This is a genomic window from Rhizorhabdus histidinilytica, from assembly GCF_900167915.1.
Lineage (GTDB): Bacteria > Pseudomonadota > Alphaproteobacteria > Sphingomonadales > Sphingomonadaceae > Rhizorhabdus > Rhizorhabdus histidinilytica.
In genome coordinates this window covers 12,630-28,931 of record NZ_FUYM01000016.1, presented here as the reverse complement: position 1 = coordinate 28,931, position 16,302 = coordinate 12,630, and the positions used below count along the sequence as shown (strand labels likewise).

The 16,302-nt window shown below is 64.9% G+C and carries 15 protein-coding genes; 8 read left to right on the top strand and 7 right to left on the bottom strand.

The features are described 5' to 3' along the window. Position 1: 1 nt before the first annotated feature. From B5X82_RS23355 to B5X82_RS23345, 3 genes are read left to right on the top strand one after another with little or no spacing between them, the layout of a single operon-like run. Positions 2 to 3,073, top strand: coding sequence for an efflux RND transporter permease subunit (locus tag B5X82_RS23355; protein ID WP_020819432.1), 3,072 nt, complete (start codon positions 2 to 4; stop codon positions 3,071 to 3,073). Beyond that, positions 3,066 to 3,365 carry a DUF3240 family protein gene (locus B5X82_RS23350; RefSeq protein ID WP_020819433.1) on the top strand — a complete coding sequence of 100 codons (300 nt, stop codon included), beginning with the start codon at positions 3,066 to 3,068 and terminating at the stop codon, positions 3,363 to 3,365. The genes B5X82_RS23355 and B5X82_RS23350 overlap by 8 nt, the downstream gene beginning before the upstream one ends. After that, positions 3,362 to 4,609, top strand: coding sequence for a TolC family protein (locus B5X82_RS23345; protein ID WP_020819434.1), 1,248 nt, complete (start codon positions 3,362 to 3,364; stop codon positions 4,607 to 4,609). Before B5X82_RS23350 ends, B5X82_RS23345 begins: the two co-directional genes overlap by 4 nt. A 7-nt stretch (positions 4,610 to 4,616) precedes the next feature. Here the strand turns inward: B5X82_RS23345 and B5X82_RS23340 are convergent, their stop codons facing one another. The 7 genes from B5X82_RS23340 to B5X82_RS23310 form a co-directional block, all read right to left on the bottom strand. Further along, positions 4,617 to 5,477, bottom strand: a complete 861-nt coding sequence (locus B5X82_RS23340) for a class I SAM-dependent methyltransferase (protein WP_020819435.1) — start codon at positions 5,475 to 5,477, stop codon at positions 4,617 to 4,619. Beyond that, positions 5,474 to 6,898, bottom strand: a complete 1,425-nt coding sequence (locus B5X82_RS23335) for an efflux transporter outer membrane subunit (protein ID WP_237229880.1) — start codon at positions 6,896 to 6,898, stop codon at positions 5,474 to 5,476. The genes B5X82_RS23340 and B5X82_RS23335 overlap by 4 nt, the downstream gene beginning before the upstream one ends. A 98-nt stretch (positions 6,899 to 6,996) precedes the next feature. Further along, positions 6,997 to 8,121 carry an ABC transporter permease gene (locus tag B5X82_RS23330; protein ID WP_020819437.1) on the bottom strand — a complete coding sequence of 375 codons (1,125 nt, stop codon included), beginning with the start codon at positions 8,119 to 8,121 and terminating at the stop codon, positions 6,997 to 6,999. Between the two features lie 6 nt (positions 8,122 to 8,127). Further along, positions 8,128 to 9,285 (bottom strand): ABC transporter permease, encoded by a 1,158-nt coding sequence (locus tag B5X82_RS23325; RefSeq protein ID WP_021223102.1) that lies wholly within the window; start codon positions 9,283 to 9,285, stop codon positions 8,128 to 8,130. Then, a complete protein-coding gene (locus B5X82_RS23320; protein ID WP_020819439.1) occupies positions 9,282 to 11,054 on the bottom strand; it encodes an ATP-binding cassette domain-containing protein in 1,773 nt (590 codons plus the stop codon). Before B5X82_RS23320 ends, B5X82_RS23325 begins: the two co-directional genes overlap by 4 nt. Position 11,055: 1 nt before the next feature. Continuing rightward, positions 11,056 to 12,087, bottom strand: a complete 1,032-nt coding sequence (gene hlyD, locus B5X82_RS23315) for a secretion protein HlyD (protein WP_020819440.1) — start codon at positions 12,085 to 12,087, stop codon at positions 11,056 to 11,058. Then, positions 12,084 to 12,692, bottom strand: coding sequence for a TetR/AcrR family transcriptional regulator (locus B5X82_RS23310; protein ID WP_020819441.1), 609 nt, complete (start codon positions 12,690 to 12,692; stop codon positions 12,084 to 12,086). Before B5X82_RS23310 ends, hlyD begins: the two co-directional genes overlap by 4 nt. 231 nt (positions 12,693 to 12,923) lie before the next feature. Between B5X82_RS23310 and B5X82_RS23305 the strand changes: the two genes are divergently transcribed. Genes B5X82_RS23305 through arsH form a run of 5 tightly spaced genes read left to right on the top strand, consistent with a single transcriptional unit; the run spans position 12,924 to position 16,124 of the window. After that, entirely contained in the window at positions 12,924 to 13,268 is a 345-nt protein-coding gene (locus tag B5X82_RS23305) for an ArsR/SmtB family transcription factor (protein ID WP_025160953.1), read from the top strand. A 10-nt stretch (positions 13,269 to 13,278) separates the two neighbouring features. Beyond that, positions 13,279 to 13,815: an arsenate reductase ArsC gene (locus B5X82_RS23300; protein WP_020819443.1), complete on the top strand. Its 537-nt coding sequence runs from the start codon at positions 13,279 to 13,281 to the stop codon at positions 13,813 to 13,815. Further along, positions 13,812 to 14,258 (top strand): arsenate reductase (glutaredoxin), encoded by a 447-nt coding sequence (gene arsC, locus B5X82_RS23295; protein ID WP_020819444.1) that lies wholly within the window; start codon positions 13,812 to 13,814, stop codon positions 14,256 to 14,258. The genes B5X82_RS23300 and arsC overlap by 4 nt, the downstream gene beginning before the upstream one ends. A 13-nt stretch (positions 14,259 to 14,271) precedes the next feature. Continuing rightward, positions 14,272 to 15,345 (top strand): ACR3 family arsenite efflux transporter, encoded by a 1,074-nt coding sequence (gene arsB, locus B5X82_RS23290; protein WP_025160954.1) that lies wholly within the window; start codon positions 14,272 to 14,274, stop codon positions 15,343 to 15,345. Next, positions 15,342 to 16,124 (top strand): arsenical resistance protein ArsH, encoded by a 783-nt coding sequence (arsH, locus tag B5X82_RS23285; RefSeq protein ID WP_021223100.1) that lies wholly within the window; start codon positions 15,342 to 15,344, stop codon positions 16,122 to 16,124. Before arsB ends, arsH begins: the two co-directional genes overlap by 4 nt. Positions 16,125 to 16,302: the final 178 nt, after the last annotated feature.

The window sequence follows — 16,302 nt, the reverse complement described above, 5'->3', positions numbered from 1 at the left end:
CATGTTGCGTTCGCTAGTCGCCGCCTCGCTGTCCTGGCGTCTGCTCGTTCTCGCGCTCGCCCTCGCGGTTGCAGGGCTTGGCGCCTGGGCCTTCGTGACGCTGCCGGTCGATGCCTATCCGAACATCGCCCAGACGCAGGTGAAAGTCATCCTGAAGGCGCCGGGCATGACCCCCGAGGAGGTGGAGAGCCGCGTCATCACGCCGATCGAGATGGAAATGCTCGGTATTCCCGATCAGGCCATCCTGCGATCCACCGCCAAATATGCCATTGCCGACATCACCATAGATTTTGTCGACGGCACCGACATCTATTGGGCGCGTCAGCAGGTTGCCGAACGCCTGTCGAGCGTGTTGCCCGATCTGCCCGCGTCGGTCAGCGGCGGCCTTGCCCCGATTTCCACACCGCTTTCGGACATTTACATGTTCACAATCGAGGGACCGCTCTCGCTTCAGCAAAAGCGTGAACTGCTCGACTGGACCATCCGCCCCGCGCTTCGCACCGTGCCGGGCGTCGCCGATGTGAACGCGCTGGGCGGCTTTGTGCGAACCTTCGAAGTCCGCCCCGATCCCGTTGCGCTTGCGGCGGCAGGCCTCTCGATCGCGGACATCCAGACGGCGATTGAAAGCGGCAACCGTAACGATGGCGCGGGACGGCTGAAAAGCGGCGAGGAATCGCTGATCGTGCGCGCGGTCGGCGCAATCCGGTCGGTCGAGGATCTACAGCAACTGGTGGTTCAAAGCCGCAACGACCGCATCGTTCGGCTGGGCGATCTGGCGACGGTCGGAACCGGCAGCCTGACGCGCTATGGCGCGGTCAGCAAAAACGGTCAGGCCGAAGCGGTTCAGGGGCTGGTGATCGCCCTGCGCGGCGCCGATGCGCGGCAGGTGGTGGATGGTGTCCGCACCCGCCTTGCGGAAATCGAAAGCACATTGCCCACAGGCACCCATGTCGATGTTTTTTACGACCGCTCCGACCTGATCGCGCGCGCCGTCGGCACGGTCGAGAAAGCCTTGCTCGAAGCGGCCGTCCTTGTCGTCGTGCTGCTCATCCTGTTCCTTGGCGACTGGCGTGCGGCGGCGATTGTCGCCGCCACTCTGCCGCTGGCGGCGCTCATCACCTTCCTCTTCATGCAGGGCATGGGCCTTTCGGCCAATCTCATGAGCCTTGGCGGTCTTGCCATCGCCATCGGCCTGCTGGTCGACGGGTCGATCGTGGTGGTGGAAAATATCGTCGAACGGCTCGGCCGGGCACACGAGGAGGGAACCCCGCGCCTCAACCTCGTCTATCAGGCGGCAAGTGAAGTCATCGTGCCGGTCTCGGCCGGTATCGCCATCATCGCACTGGTGTTCCTGCCGCTGCTGTCGCTGCAGGGCCTTGAAGGCAAATTGTTCGCGCCGGTTGCGCTCACCATCGTCTTTGCGCTGGCCGGCTCGCTCCTGCTCGCGCTCACGCTCGTTCCGGTGCTTGCATCCTTCGGCCTGAAAAGCGGCCATCATGGTGAGCCGTGGCTGATGCGCCAGCTTGGTCCCCGCTACCGGGGTCTCCTCGATGGCGCCTTCGCGCGCAAGCGGCTGGTTTATGGACTATCGGCGGCAGGGCTGGTCATCGCCGGCATCGCCTATGGCGCGGTCGGCAAGACCTTCATGCCGACGATGGATGAAGGCTCTATCATCGTCCAGCTCACCAAGCTGCCCTCCATCGATCTTGACCAGTCGGTTCAGGGCGACATGGCCGCGCAGCGCGCATTGATGCGCGTGCCGGAAGTGCAGGACGTGATCGCGCGCGTCGGATCGGACGAAATCGGACTTGATCCGATGAGCCCCAATGAGACCGACAGCTTCGTCCGCCTGAAGCCGCGCTCCGAATGGCGCGGCGACAAGGATCTCATCGTCGAGGATATGCGCAAGGCGATGGCAGGCCTGCCCGGCATCGAGCCGAGTTTCACCCAGCCGATCGAGATGCGGGTTTCCGAAATGCTGACCGGTGCGCGCGGCGATCTTGCCGTCAAGATTTTCGGGCCGGATCTGGCGACGCTGGGCGATCTCGCGGGTCAGGTGCAGGAGATTCTGTCAAACGTCGATGGCGCATCCGAAGTGCTGACCGTCGCCAATGACAGCGTAGACTATCTCCAGCTCGACATCGACCGCGCCGCCGCCGGGCGCTTCGGCATGCCGGTCGACCAGATACAGGATGCGTTGCGCGCGCAGATCGAAGGCGTCCATGTCGGCGTCGTCGCCGATGGCCAGAAGCGCGTGCCGATCGTCATTCGCGGCGATGAGACGCTGCGCGCCGATCCCGCCCGCTTTACCGATCTGCAATTGCACACGCCCGCCGGAATTGTCGCCCGGGTCAGCGACATGGCGCGGATCGAGCGGACAGAGGGGCCGGTCAAGCTTGACCATGAGAACGGGTCGCGCTTCGCGCTGGTGCAGGCGTTCGTCTCCGGGCGCGATCTGGTCGGCTATGTCGATGAAGCGAAGGCCGAGGTCGGCGCGAAGGTCAAACTGCCCGCCGGCTACAGCATCGTCTGGGGCGGGCAGTTCGAAAACCAGCAGCGCGCCTCGGCCCGGCTGGCGGTCGTGATCCCGATCGCGCTGCTCCTGATCTTCTTCGTTCTGCTGGCGACGCTGCGCTCGATGCGCGCCTCGGTGCTCATCCTTGTCAACATCCCCTTCGCCATGGTCGGCGGGATCGTCTCGCTCTGGGCTTCGGGAGAATATCTGTCGGTTCCCGCCTCGGTGGGCTTTATCGCCCTGCTCGGCATCGCGGTGCTCAACGGACTGGTCATGGTCACCTATTTCCGCCAGCTCCGCGCCGATGGGCGGAGCATGACCGAGACGGTGCGCCTCGGCGCCGAACGGCGCCGGCGTCCCGTCCTGATGACCGCCAGCATCACGGCCTTCGGCCTTGTGCCGCTGCTGTTCGCGACCGGCCCGGGATCGGAGATCCAGCGCCCCCTCGCCATCGTCGTGATCGGCGGCCTCATCACCTCCACCCTGCTGACGCTCATTCTGCTGCCGATCCTGTTCGAGCGTTTCGGCGAAAGCGCGGGAGAAACCGACAATGGCTGACATCCTGCTGACCTTCCATTGCGCCTCGCATGACGCCGATAGCGTGACTGACGCACTCCGCGCCGCCTGCGACGCGCCGATCCATATCGCCGAGCAGGCGGTGCGCGGCTGGGACTTCGGCGACGCCAGCACGGCGGAACGGGTGTCGGGCCTTCTGCGCCGCAACGCGCTGGAACTGATTGTCGATGAGGACGCTCTGGGGACACTGGTTGACGCGGTCACCCAATCGAAGCGGTCGCTGCCAGTGCGCTGGCACGTAGTCCCGGTGTCAGCCCGGGGGAGGATCGCATGAGATCGCCGATCATCCTCGGGGCGCTTGTCGCATTGCTCACACCCGCTGGGGCGCTTGCCCAGCGCGCCGATTTGCCGCCGAGCGAAAAGGTTGCCGAAGCGCTGGACAATCATCCGGCCGTGGCGGCCGCGCGGGCACGGGTGGACGCCGCCCGTGCCGACCGCGACATGCTGGCGAAGGGGACCCATGAGATTGCCGTTACCGGCAGCTATGTTCGCCGCAGCGTGGACAGGGAAGGCGGCTATGACGAGTTCGACGCCACGATCGCCCGACCGTTCCGCCTGCCGGGCAAGGCGGCGCTCGATCGCGAGGCGGGCGCCCTGGGCATAGAGGTCGCGGAAAACCGGATGGAGGATGCCCGGCATCAGACGGCTTTGCTGCTCTCCGGCTATTGGAACGACTGGCTGGTCGCCGGCGCGCTGTATCGCAACGACCTCGATACGGTGCGCTGGCTGGAAAAGGAGCTGTCCGCGCTGCGCCGGCGCGTGGCGCTGCGCGATGCGGCGGCGCTCGATGTTGATCAGGCCATGGCGGCAATGGCTCAGGCCCAGGCCCAGGCCGCGAACTCGCTCGCGGCGCGCGAACAGGCGCGTGTGGCGCTTGCCGCGAATTTTCCAGAAATACCGCTGCCCATCGAGCCGCCGGAAACGTCCGTCGCGATGGTTCCGGCCCAGAGACTTGCGGCGATGCGGGATCTGGTGATCGAACGCAGCCATGAAATCCGCGCCGCCGAGCGCGAGGCGCAGCGGCTGGCGGTCGTTGCGCAGCGTGTTCGCGCGGACCGGATTGCCGATCCGTCCTTCGGCGTCCGGCTGTTCAGTGAGCGGAGCGGCATGGAGCAGGGCGCGGGGGTGGTCATGTCGATGCCGCTGGGCGGCGGTCACAGACGCGCGGCGGCGGACCGGGCTTCCGCGGAAGGCAATGCCGCGCAGCTTGAGCATATGTCCGTCCAGCGGACCGTGAGGGCCATCGCGGATGCCGATCTGTCCAGCGCCACATTGCGGCTGGAGGCGTGGAAAAACACGGATCTGTCAGCGCAAAGCGCCGCTAGTGCGCTGGCCCGAACCGAACGTGGCTACCAGCTCGGCCAGATCGACCTTGCCGACCTGCTCTATGCCCGCCGTCAGGCGGGTGAAGCGCGCCGGTCCGAGATCATGGCGCGATCGGAAGCGGCCCGCGCCCTGCTCAAGCTGGAAATCGATTCGCATAGCCTGTGGGTGGTTCACGATGAGGATGGCGGTTGACGCCAGGTCACGCGCGGGCGCTCACCAGCCAGGCTTTCGCGCCCATGCGAACACCTTCATTATCGCAATTGCGCTCGAACAGTTCGACCAGGCTGCGGTGAACGGCTGCGCGTGTGTCGTCCCCGCTCGCCCGGACGAGATCGCCGACCTGCATGCCGTCGAGCACGAAGCGGGTGGCGCTCTCGGGATCGCTGCCGGGTCCGCCGACGCGCTGCTCGCCCGTCCAGGCGTCGAACGATATGTCACAGAAGCCGGCGCTTTGCAGAAGATCGGTGACATAATCCTGCTCGCCCAGCGCGAAGGGGCCGGGCTCGCGCGGCTGCGGCGTGGGCAGGTCGATATGCCGGCGGATCGCGGCCATGACATTGCGCTGCCACGGATTGTCGGCGATCGGCGCCCACACCGCGATGTCGAGCCGTCCACCGGCACGCAGCATCCGGCGCAGATTGGCGAATGCGGCATAGGGTTCGGGAAAGAACATCGTGCCGAAGCGGGAATGCAGCCGGTCGAAGGGGGCTTCTTCGGGCATGGCCGTCGCGGCGTCGCCTTGTTCGAAGCGGATGTTGGCAAGACCGGCGCGCTGCGCCCGATCCGTTGCCGCCGCCACCAGTTCGGGCGATATGTCGAGGCCGAGCGCCAATCCCGTGTTGCCCGTCCTTTCGGCGATCCGCCTCGTCGTCCAGCCGCCGCCGCAGCCGATATCGACCACCTTCTCCCCGGCAACATAGGCTGCTCGCGCGAGCAGCGCTGCGCCGATCGGTTCGATCATGCTCTCGAAACGGTCGAGCTGGGCGAGCCAGCGTGTGCCCGCTTCCCCCGCCCAGTCGTGCGCGGCCGGTTCCTTGCTGTTCCCGTCAGCGTCATTCATTGCCCTTCTCCCACTGTGGCACCAATTGAAACGTGTTTGGAAGTCGGCGCATCGGGCAAGTCCCAGCCCCCACCGATCGCCTTGTACAACGCCACCAGTTGCACCGCCGTTGTGGCATGCGCGCGGGCACAGGCGGTTTCAGCTTCGTGCAGGAGGCGCTCGGCCGCAAGCAGTTCAATCCCCGCGATATCGCCGGCGGCAAAACGGGCCTCGGCGTGGCCGACACTTCGACGCGCAGCGTCCAGCGCCGTTTGACGCCGCGCGAGCGCATCGCGTCCGGCGTCATAGTCGCTCAAGGCGCGCTCCGCGTCGCCCAATGCGGCCAGGACGGCCTGTTCATAGCCCAGCGCGGCCTGCCGCTGAACGGCCTCCCGCGCGCGTATCTCCGCGCGCACGCGGCCGCCGTCGAACAAGCGCCAGGAAATGAGCGGCAGGATGGAGTAGCGGGTGCTGGAGGTGTCGAACCAGTCGCCCGTGCTAAGCGCCTGAAATCCGCCGCCCGCTGCGATAGAGAGCTTGGGAAACAGTTCGGTGGTCGCCACGCCGATATCGGCGGTGCTGGCGGCGAGGCGCCGTTCGGCAGCCAGAACATCGGGGCGACGCCGCAATATATCGGCCCGTTCCCCCACGGGCAGCGCCGGCAGTATGAGAGACGATGCAGTTGCATCGAGCAGCTTGAGTTCACGTTCCGGCGGTGAGCCGAGCAGGACACCAAGGCCGAGCACTGCCGCACGCTGCCGCGCCTCTATGCCCGGCAGCAGGGCGTTGGCGGCGGCCCAGCGTTCATGGGTTGCGTCCACGTCGGCACCGGCAACATCGCCGAGCGCCGCGCGACCGCGCATGAGTTCCAGCGTCTGGTGCAGCGTCGCCACCGTCGCCCGCTGCGCGCGTAATTCTTCTCTGGCGCCGGTCGCCTCGAACCATGCGCGTGCGACTTCGGCCGCGATCCGCATACGCACGCCCTGCGCCTCCGCTTCACTTGCCTGCAAGCGGGCGTTCGCGCCTTCCAGCGCCCGCCGGTTCGCGCCGAACAGGTCGAGTTCCCAGGCCGCGTCGAAGCCGGCATCGTAGATCGTCTGAGACGCATCGAGGCCGGGAATGGACCCAACGGGCAGCGGGCCGTTCTCGCTTTGCCGACGCTGGTTCACACTGGCGCCAGCAGAAACCGTGGGCAGTTGCCGGCCAGCGGCGCGGTCTCGCAGCGCGCGCGCCTCGTCGATCCGTGCGGTGGCTTGACGGATATCGAGATTTTGCGCCAGTGCGGTATCGACCAGCCTCTCCAGTTCGGGATCGCCCAGGGCCCTCCACCAGCGGTCCAGGTCCGTTGGCGCCGACGCTTCCCCAACCGGCCGGCTCCAGCCACTACCCGTGTCAACGGCAGGTGGCGCCCGGTAGTTGGGGCCGACCATACAGGCCGTCAACGAACTGCAGCCAGCTATCAATATTGCGTAGCGCGACCATCGCGGGGAACGTCCGCCCGTATCAGACAATGACGGCGCATGACTGTGGCGGGGCGATCTCATTGCAGGCGTCCTCGAACGAAGATGGTGGCCATGGTGAGCGACACCAGGGCGATCATCGCCAATGGCCAGAGGCTGGCAAATATGTCGCCCGGCGCCATGGCTTTGAGAAAGCTGCCCTCGACGATGACCAGGAAATGGGTGAGTGGAATCGCCTGCGCCAGCCATTGCAGCAGCATGGGCATGTTCTCGACCGGCGTGGCAAATCCCGACATCAGGACGGATGGCACGCCGATGGCGAAGGCGCCCAGGATGGCCTGTTGCTGGGTCGCGCTGATCGCCGAAATCATCAGACCGATGCCCACCACCGACAGGATGAACAGGACCAGGCTGACAAACAGCAGCGCGAACGACCCGTTGAACGGAATCCGGAACGGTCCCGCGGCCGCGGCCATCATCAGAAGTCCGAGCATGGTGCCGATGACCAGCGCCGGCAAGGATTTGGACAGGATGATTTCCGGCGTGGAGGTTGGTGAGACCAGCAACTGGTCGAAGGTTCCCAGTTCGCGTTCACGGGCGATCGACAGCGAGGTTATGAGCAGTGCGCTGAAGAACGCCAGGATGCCGGAGAGGCCCGGGACGATGAACCAGCGATACGTCAGATTGGGATTGAACCAGTTGCGTACCGCCACTGGCGTCGCAGGACCTGTGCCGGGGTTGGCCTCCGCGCCGACTTCGGCGGCGATGGCGGAGAGATAACTGGCGGTGATCTGTCCCGAATTGCTGCGCCGGCCGTCGATCAACAGCTGGATACGGCCGCTGTCTCCGGCAGCGATTGCGCGCGAAAAGTCCGGCTGGATGTCGAGCGCCGCGATCACCTTGCCCTGGTCGATCAGGCGTCCCAGTTCCTGACCGTCGGTCACGCGATAGACCTGGGTAATGAAGTCGGCCCGATCGAGCCGCGCGATCAGTTCATGCGACCAGCGGCCCGCATCCTGATTATGCACGGCAATATCGACGTTGCGCACTTCGAGCGTCGCGGCGAAGGCGAACACCAGCAGTTGCAGCAGCGGCGGCATGAACACCACCATGCGGCTGCGCGGATCGCGCAGGATGCTCAGCACTTCCTTGACGAACTGGGCTCGCAGCCGGGTGAAAGAGAGATAGCCATTGTGCCGCGTCATGGCTCGTCACTCCAGATTCTTGCGCGTGGCGCGCTTGGCCAGGAGGAAAAACAGGACGCCGATGGCGCCCATCGCCAGCAGGTTCGGCACGAAGACGGCCCAGATGTCGCCGGCCAGAAAGACGGTTTTTAGCGAAGAGACGAAATAGCGCGCCGGTATCGCCCAGGTGATGGCCCGGATCGGCGCGGGCATCGCGTCGATCTCATAGAGAAAGCCCGACAGCATGAAGGCCGGCAGAAAACCGGAGAACAAGGCGATCTGCGCGGCCAGGAACTGGTTGCGGGTGACAGACGAAATCAGCAGCCCTTGGCCCAGCGCCGGCACCATGAAGGTGGCCGAAAGCAGCAGGAGCGCCGCCAGCGATCCGCGCAGCGGCACGCCGAACACGAAGACCGCCAGCGCGGTCGCACCGAGCGTGGCCAGCATGCCGAGCGCAAAATAGGGCAGGAGCTTGCCGATCAGGATCTCCGCGACCGATGCGGGCGTGGAGAGCACCGCTTCCATCGTGCCGCGCTCCCATTCGCGCGCCACCACCAGCGCGGTCAGCATGGTGCCGATGATGGTCATGACGATGGCGATCGCGCCGGGCACCAGCGCGCGGCGGCTTTCCAGTTCGGCGTTGAACCAGTAGCGCGGCTCCATCGTGACGGCTGCGCGTGGCGTCTCGCCATCAAGCCCGCCCCGCCAGGTCTGCACCACGCCCTGCGCATAGTTGGTGACATAGTTGGCGGTATTGGGCTGCGAACCGTCGGCGATGATCTGCACCAGAGGCCGCGTGCCGCGATCGGCCAGGCGCTGCTCGAAATCCTGCGGGATCACCACAAATCCGCGCAAATCGCCCGAGACGACCTGGTCGGCGACTTCGCGCCGGTCATGGGCGAAGGTGACGTCCAGATAACGGGTGCCGGCGAAGGCGGCGGCCAGCGATTGCGCCGAAGCAGATTCGGATTCCTGCACGACGCCGATGCGCACCGCGCGCACATCGAGTGATACCGCATAGGAAAACAGCAGCAGCAGCACGACCGGAAGGGCGAAGGCGATCAGCAGCGTGGACGGGTCGCGCATCGCCTGCAGGCTTTCCTTGAACACCAGCGCCCAAAGGCGCTTCGGATCGAAGCGGCGCATGGCTTGAAGGTCCGTTCGCGATCCGCCCGCGCCGTTCATGCGGCAACTCCGCTGCGGGCTTCGTCAGCGCGGTCCTCGGCTTCGACCAGATGAATGAAGGCGTCTTCCATGGTCGGGTCCGGACGGAGATCGCTTACCGCGCTGCGTTTGAGGGCGTCCGGCGTGTCGAGCGCGATCAGCCGGGCGCGATAGAGCATCGCCACCCGGTCGCAATATTCCGCCTCGTCCATGAAATGGGTGGTGACCATCACCGTCACCCCCTTGCGGGCAAGGCCGTTGATATGGGTCCAGAATTCGCGGCGCGTGATGGGATCGACGCCCGAAGTCGGTTCATCCAGGAACAGCACGGGCGGGCGGTGCATCACCGCGCAGGCCAGCGCCAGACGTTGCCTGACCCCGAGCGGCAGGGACTCCGGCGCCGCCGACAGCCAGGGTTGCAGCCCGAAGATGTCGATCATCTCGTCGATCCGCGCCTGCCGCGCGGCGCCTTTCAGGCCATAGACGCCCGCGGAGAACTCCAGGTTCTGCCGCACGGACAGCAAACCATAGAGCGAGAATTTCTGCGCCATATAGCCAAGCTGGCCTTTGGCAGCACCGGTCGCCCGGCGCAGGTCCAGCCCCACCACCTGCGCTTCGCCGCTGGTGGGTTTGAGCAGGCCGCACAGCATCTTGAAGGTGGTCGATTTGCCGGCGCCGTTCGGCCCGAGCAGACCGAATATCTCGCCCTTGCGGACCTCGAAGCTCACCATGTCGGTGGCGGTGAAATCGCCGAAACGCTTGGTCAGATCGCGGCAGGAGACGGCAACGTCTGAAGCCAGTTCGACCGGCGGCATCCCTTCGGCAAGCGCCGATGTGCCGCCCGGACCGCCGCCCAGAAGATCAATGAAAGCATCCTCGAAGCGGGCAGGCACCGCTTTCAGTTGTGCGCCGACCCGATCGGCGAGCGCGCTAATTTGCTCGGTTCCCGCATCGGCGCGCAGCACCACGCGGACGCCGGCGCCCTGGATCACCCCGTCGCCGACACTGTCCAGGCTGAGCACTTCGGCTAGCACGGCCCGCCGCCGCTCGCCGACCTGTTCCAGCCGAAAGCTCCGGCTTGTAAGGCGCGCGGTCAGCTCTCCGGGCGGTCCGTCATAGGCGAGCCGCCCTTCGTTGAGCAGCAGCACGCTGTCGCAGCGTTCGGCTTCGTCGAGATAGGCGGTCGACCAGACTACGGCCATCCCTTCGTCGGTCAGCGCCTGCACCATGCGCCACAGATCCTGACGGCTGACCGGATCGACACCGACACCCGGTTCATCGAGCAGCAGGACAGCAGGCCGGGCCATCAATGCGCAGGCGAGACCCAGCTTCTGCTTCATGCCGCCGGAGAGCTTGCCCGCCAGGCGTCCGGTAAAGGGGGCAAGACGTGTGAAGTCGAGCAGTTGGGCGAACAGGTCGGCGTGTCCATCGGCGGCCATACCGCGCAACTGCGCATAGAGCCGCATATTCTCCATGACCGACAGGTCTTCGTAGAGGCCAAAGCGTTGCGGCATGTAGCCGGTCGCGACATGGATGGCGTCATTGTCGTCCACCACATCGAAGCCCGCTACCCTGGCGTGGCCGCTGTTCGGCACCAGCAGTCCTGTCAGGATACGCATCAAGGTGGTCTTGCCCGCGCCGTCCGGCCCGACCAGCCCGGTCAGTCGGCCATAGCTTATCTGCGCGCTGAGATCCTGTAACGCAGGCGCACTGCCGAAATGCTTGCTCAACCTGTCGATGACGACCGCGACATCGCCATTTTGCTCCTGTGGCGCGGTGGCGGGCGGCACGTCAGCGGCCTTTGGCGCGCGCGCCGGAGGTTTGTCCGACTACGACCTCGATCGTTACCGGCATGCCCTGACGCAGCGCGGCATCGGCATTGGTGACCACGATCCGCAGACGATAGACCAGATCCGTGCGCAGATCGGTCGTTTCTACCGTTTTGGGCGTGAACTCGGCGCGAGGCGAAATGAACCCGATCTGGCCTTGATAGAGTTTGTCGGAGGAATCGCTGCGAACGCGCACCCGCATTCCGGGCGCGATACGCCCCAGATCCGGTTCGCCGACATAAGCCCGCACATAAACCGGAGCATCAAGGCTGAGGCTATAGACCGGGCTTTGGCTGACAGCCATGCTGCCGGGTTCGCGCACCCGTGCGATGATCGTGCCGGTGCCGGGTGCAAGCAGAACCGTGTCGGCGAGCGCGGTGGCGGCTTGAGCCCGTGCTGCCTGTGCGGCGGCGAGGCGCGCTTGCCCCGCCGCGATGTCTTCCTTGCGGAAGCCTTCGGCGGCTTGCGAATGCGCGGCCCGGGCCGCCTTGACACTGGCGGCGGCCTGATCGCGCGCAGTGCGCGCGGCATCGACCGTCTTTTGACTGGCGGCTCCCGACGCGAGCAACTGGCTCTGCCGATCAAAATTACGCTCCGTGTCCCTGGCGACGGCCAGGGCCTGATTGAGGGCCTCCTGCGCCTGCGCAATCTCCTGCGGCCGCAGCCCGCGGCGCAGTTTGTCGAGGTCTGCCTGTGCGGCCGCTACGGCGGCGTCGGCGGCCGCGAGCGCTTCCTCGAACGGCTGCGCGTCGAGAGTCGCCATATGTGCGCCCGGCTCGACATGATCGCCTTCATCGAACAGCATCTGCGCGACGCGGCCGGACTGGCGGAAGGCCAATTGCACCTCCCGGATGTCGACATTGCCGTACAGATTGAGGGCGTCGCCGTCGCGGCTGCCCCGCTGCATCCACAGCCATCCAGCACCGATGATCACGATGACGGCCGCAATGATCAGGATCCGCTTTGTCGTGCCGGACAGGCGGATGTTCTTCATGATGATGCTCCGACGCCGCGCAGATAGATGGCGAACACGCCGGGCGCATCGCTGCGGATGCGGGTCACATCGTCCGCCAGCATGGATTGCATGACCAGGCCCTGGACCGTGCCGATGAACAGGGTGGCCGCGGCTTCCGGATCGAGGTCCGCATGCAGTTCGCCCCGTGCCTTTCCGGCGTCGAGCAGGGTATGCAGCCGTTCGCCATAATGGCGGATCAGGGTCTGGGCCATGCGCTTGGGAAGCGTCTCGCCCGGTCGCTGCAACTCCCCGAACAGCATTCGCGGTACACCCGGGTGATCAGACACGAAATCGATATGCGTCATGAAAACCGCTTCAAGCGCGGCAGCCGGAGAGGCGGCTTCCTCGACCGCCTTGTCCACGCGGCCGAGCAAGCGCTCGGTCACCCAGGACATCACCGCCTGCAGGATGGCGTCCTTGGTCGGGAAGTGGCGGAAGAGCGCGCCCTGGGTCAGACCCATCCGCTGGGCGATGGCCGTCGTGGTGATGTCGCTCGGGTTCTGTTCCGCGGCCAGGCCGACCACCGCCTCCACGGTCGCCGCCCGTCGCTCGTCAGCGGGAAGATGTCTGGACCGCCCGTTCATAGCTTGCGCCTTCAAAAGATAGTAATCTATTACTATCTATCTGTCATGAGCGTCTGGCGCAAGATGGTTCCGCCTGGATCGAGGCTGTCGGCCCATCCGCATGAGTGCATCATGGTCACTCAGACCATCGGCCATCTCCATAGTGGTATATGATTCTATACTTCTCGAAATGTAGATTGACCGCGCAGGCGCCTACTATTATTCGATGAGTTTGGAAGGATGGAATCGACCATGAAGGAGTTCAATCCGCAGGACTCGGCCGTCGAGGCGCTTGGCGCGCTGGCGCATGACACGCGCCTGTCTGTCTTTCGTATGTTGGTGAAGGCAGGGCCCGATGGACTGATCGCCGGCGCCATCGCGCAGGCCGCCAATGTGCCTCCGTCCACCATGTCGCATCATCTGGGTATTCTTGAACGGGCGGGACTCGTGGAGTCCGAGCGGGAAAGCCGGCTCATCCACTATCGCGCCGATTATGAGGGGATGCGCCGGCTGCTGGCCTTCCTGATGGAGGACTGCTGCCAGGGCGTCCCTGAAATGTGCGCCGATCTGTTCGGCGAGCTCGACTGCAAGGCCTGAGGTTACTCCCATGTCCGACACGATCGGCCCCGGCAAGACCTACAACGTGCTCTTCCTGTGCACCGGTAACAGCGCCCGCTCGATCTTGGGCGAAGCCATCATGAACAAGCTGGGGGAAGGGCGTTTCCGCGCCTGGAGCGCCGGCAGCCAGCCCAGGGGCGAAGTCCATCCGATGGCGCTCTCGGTTTTGAACGGGCTTGGGTTCGACACAGCGGGCATGCGTTCGAAAAGCTGGGACGAGTTCGCCGTGCCGGACGCGCCGCAATTCGATTTCATCTTCACCGTCTGCGATAACGCCGCAGGCGAAACATGTCCCGTGTGGATCGGCCATCCGATGACGGCGCACTGGGGCATCGAGGATCCGGCCGCCGTCGAAGGCGATGATCAGCGCGAGGCCTTCATGCAGGCCCTGCGCTACTTGCAGAACCGTATTTCGCTGTTCCTCGCGCTCCCGCTCGCCAGCCTCGACGAGATGGCGATGCGGCGCAAACTCAGGGAAATCGGCCAGAGCGAGGGCGCCAGCGTCAGGGCAGGAGCATGCGAATGACCCACCCGGAGACGCCTGTCGACATCGTCATCTACCACAATCCTGAATGCGGAACCTCGCGCAATGCGCTGGCCATGATCCGCAATGCCGGCATCGAACCGCATGTCATCGAGTACCTCAAGACTCCGCCTTCGCGTGCCTTGCTGGCAAGCCTCATCGTCCGCGCCAGCGTCACCCCGCGCGCCCTGCTGCGCGAGAAGGGCACGCCCTTTGCCGAACTGGGACTCGACAATCCGGATCTCACTGATGCGCAGTTGATCGATGCGATGATGGAACATCCGATCCTCATCAATCGGCCGCTGGTCGTCTCGCCGCTGGGCGTGAAGCTTTGCCGTCCGTCCGAGGAGGTCCTCGACCTCCTACCGGCTGACCAGCGCAGCGCCTTCGCCAAGGAAGACGGCGAACAGGTGATCGATGCCGCCGGCAGGCGTGTCACCGGTTGAACGAGGGATCAAGATGACCGCACAGCCCAGGCGTGAACGCCTGTCGTTTCTCGATCGGTATCTCACCTTGTGGATTTTCCTCGCCATGGCGCTCGGCGTGGGTCTGGGATCGACCTTCGAAGGATTGCCAAGGGCGATCGACAGCCTGTCCTGGGGGACCACCAACCTGCCCATCGCCATCGGCCTGATCCTGATGATGTATCCGCCGCTCGCGCGGGTGCGCTATGAGGAACTGCCGCGCGTGTTCGAAGACAAGCGGGTGCTGGCGATCTCGTTGATCCAGAACTGGATCATCGGCCCGGTGCTGATGTTTGCGCTCGCCGTCATCTTCCTCAGCGACAAGCCGGAATATATGACAGGCCTGATCCTTATCGGCCTCGCCCGTTGCATTGCCATGGTCATCGTCTGGAACCATCTCGCCAAGGGCGACAACCAGTATGTGGCTGCGCTGGTCGCGTTCAATTCAATCTTCCAGATCCTGTTCTTCAGCGTTTACGCCTGGTTCTTCCTCGCCTTTTTGCCGCCGCTGCTCGGGCTGGAGGGCAGCGTTATCAATGTCAGCTTCTGGACCATCGCCGAGGCGGTGCTGATCTATCTCGGCATTCCCTTTCTGGCTGGATTTCTCTCCCGCAAATGGCTGGTCAAGGCTAGGGGGAATGAATGGTATGAAACCTGCTTTCTGCCCAGGATCGGCCCGATCACGCTCGTCGCGCTGCTGTTCACCATCGTCGCCATGTTCAGCCTCAAGGGCAATGAGATCGTGACACTGCCGGGTGACATACTGCGGATCGCCATCCCGCTCACCATCTACTTCGTGGTTCAATTCAGCATCAGCTTCTTCATGGGCAAGCTGATCGAGAGCGACTATCCGCGCACGACGGCGGTGGCGTTCACGGCCGCGGGCAACAATTTCGAACTGGCGATTGCGGTCGCCATCGCCGCCTTTGGACTGGCTTCCCCGGTCGCCTTCGCTGCGGTGATCGGGCCGCTGGTCGAGGTTCCGGTGCTGATCCTGCTGGTCAACGCCGCCTTCTGGTTCGGGCGGCGCTGGTTCCCCGACAGCGTGCCGGCGGAGGTCCGGGCATGAACGAGACGAACCACAGCCGATTGCGGACGCTTGCCGATCCCGACCGTCTTCCAGCGCTCAAGCCTGACTATGTTCATCGGCGTCCAGCCCTGGGCCTGGGGGATCTCAATCCGCCGCCGCGCATCCTGCTGCTCTACGGATCCTTGCGCGAACGGTCCTATTCGCGGCTTGTGGTGGAAGAGGCGGCGCGTCTGCTCCAGTTCTTCGGCTGCGAAACGCGGATTTTCGATCCCTCCGATTTGCCGATGCCCGATCAGGTCCAGGATGACGATCATCCGGCGGTTCACGAACTGCGGGCGCATGCGCTCTGGTCCGAGGGCCAGGTCTGGTGCAGCCCGGAACGGCACGGCCAGATCACCGGGATCATGAAATCGCAGATCGATCACCTGCCGCTGGCTTTGAAGGGCATGCGCCCGACGCAGGGTCGCGCCCTTGCCGTCATGCAGGTCTCCGCAGGTTCACAATCGTTCAACAGCGTGAACAGCTTGCGCGTCCTCGGCCGCTGGATGCGGATGTTCACCATCCCCAACCAGTCGAGCGTCGCCAAAGCCTTCACCGAGTTCGACGAGGCCGGGCGGATGAAGCCGTCGAGCTATTACGACCGGATCGTCGACGTGATGGAGGAACTGGTGCGTTTCACTGTCCTGCTCCGCCCGCATGTCGATCAACTGGTCGATCGCTATTCGGAGCGGGTCGAAACGGATCGACCGGTCATTGCTCCGGCGGAAATCCTCGCCTCGATCGATGGGACTCTGGTTCCGCCACGACAGAAGGCATGATGCCCAATGGCCCCGCGCGTCTCGGTATCCAGAACGAACTGGCAGACATTTATGGCCGTTTGAGTGCCTTCGACTGACCGGGTCTGGACGAGGGCGTGACGGCTTGCTGCTATGCCGAGTCCGAAAGGAGCTGGATCGCCGGTGCCCAGGATGGGGCGTGGGCGGCTTTCTACATCAG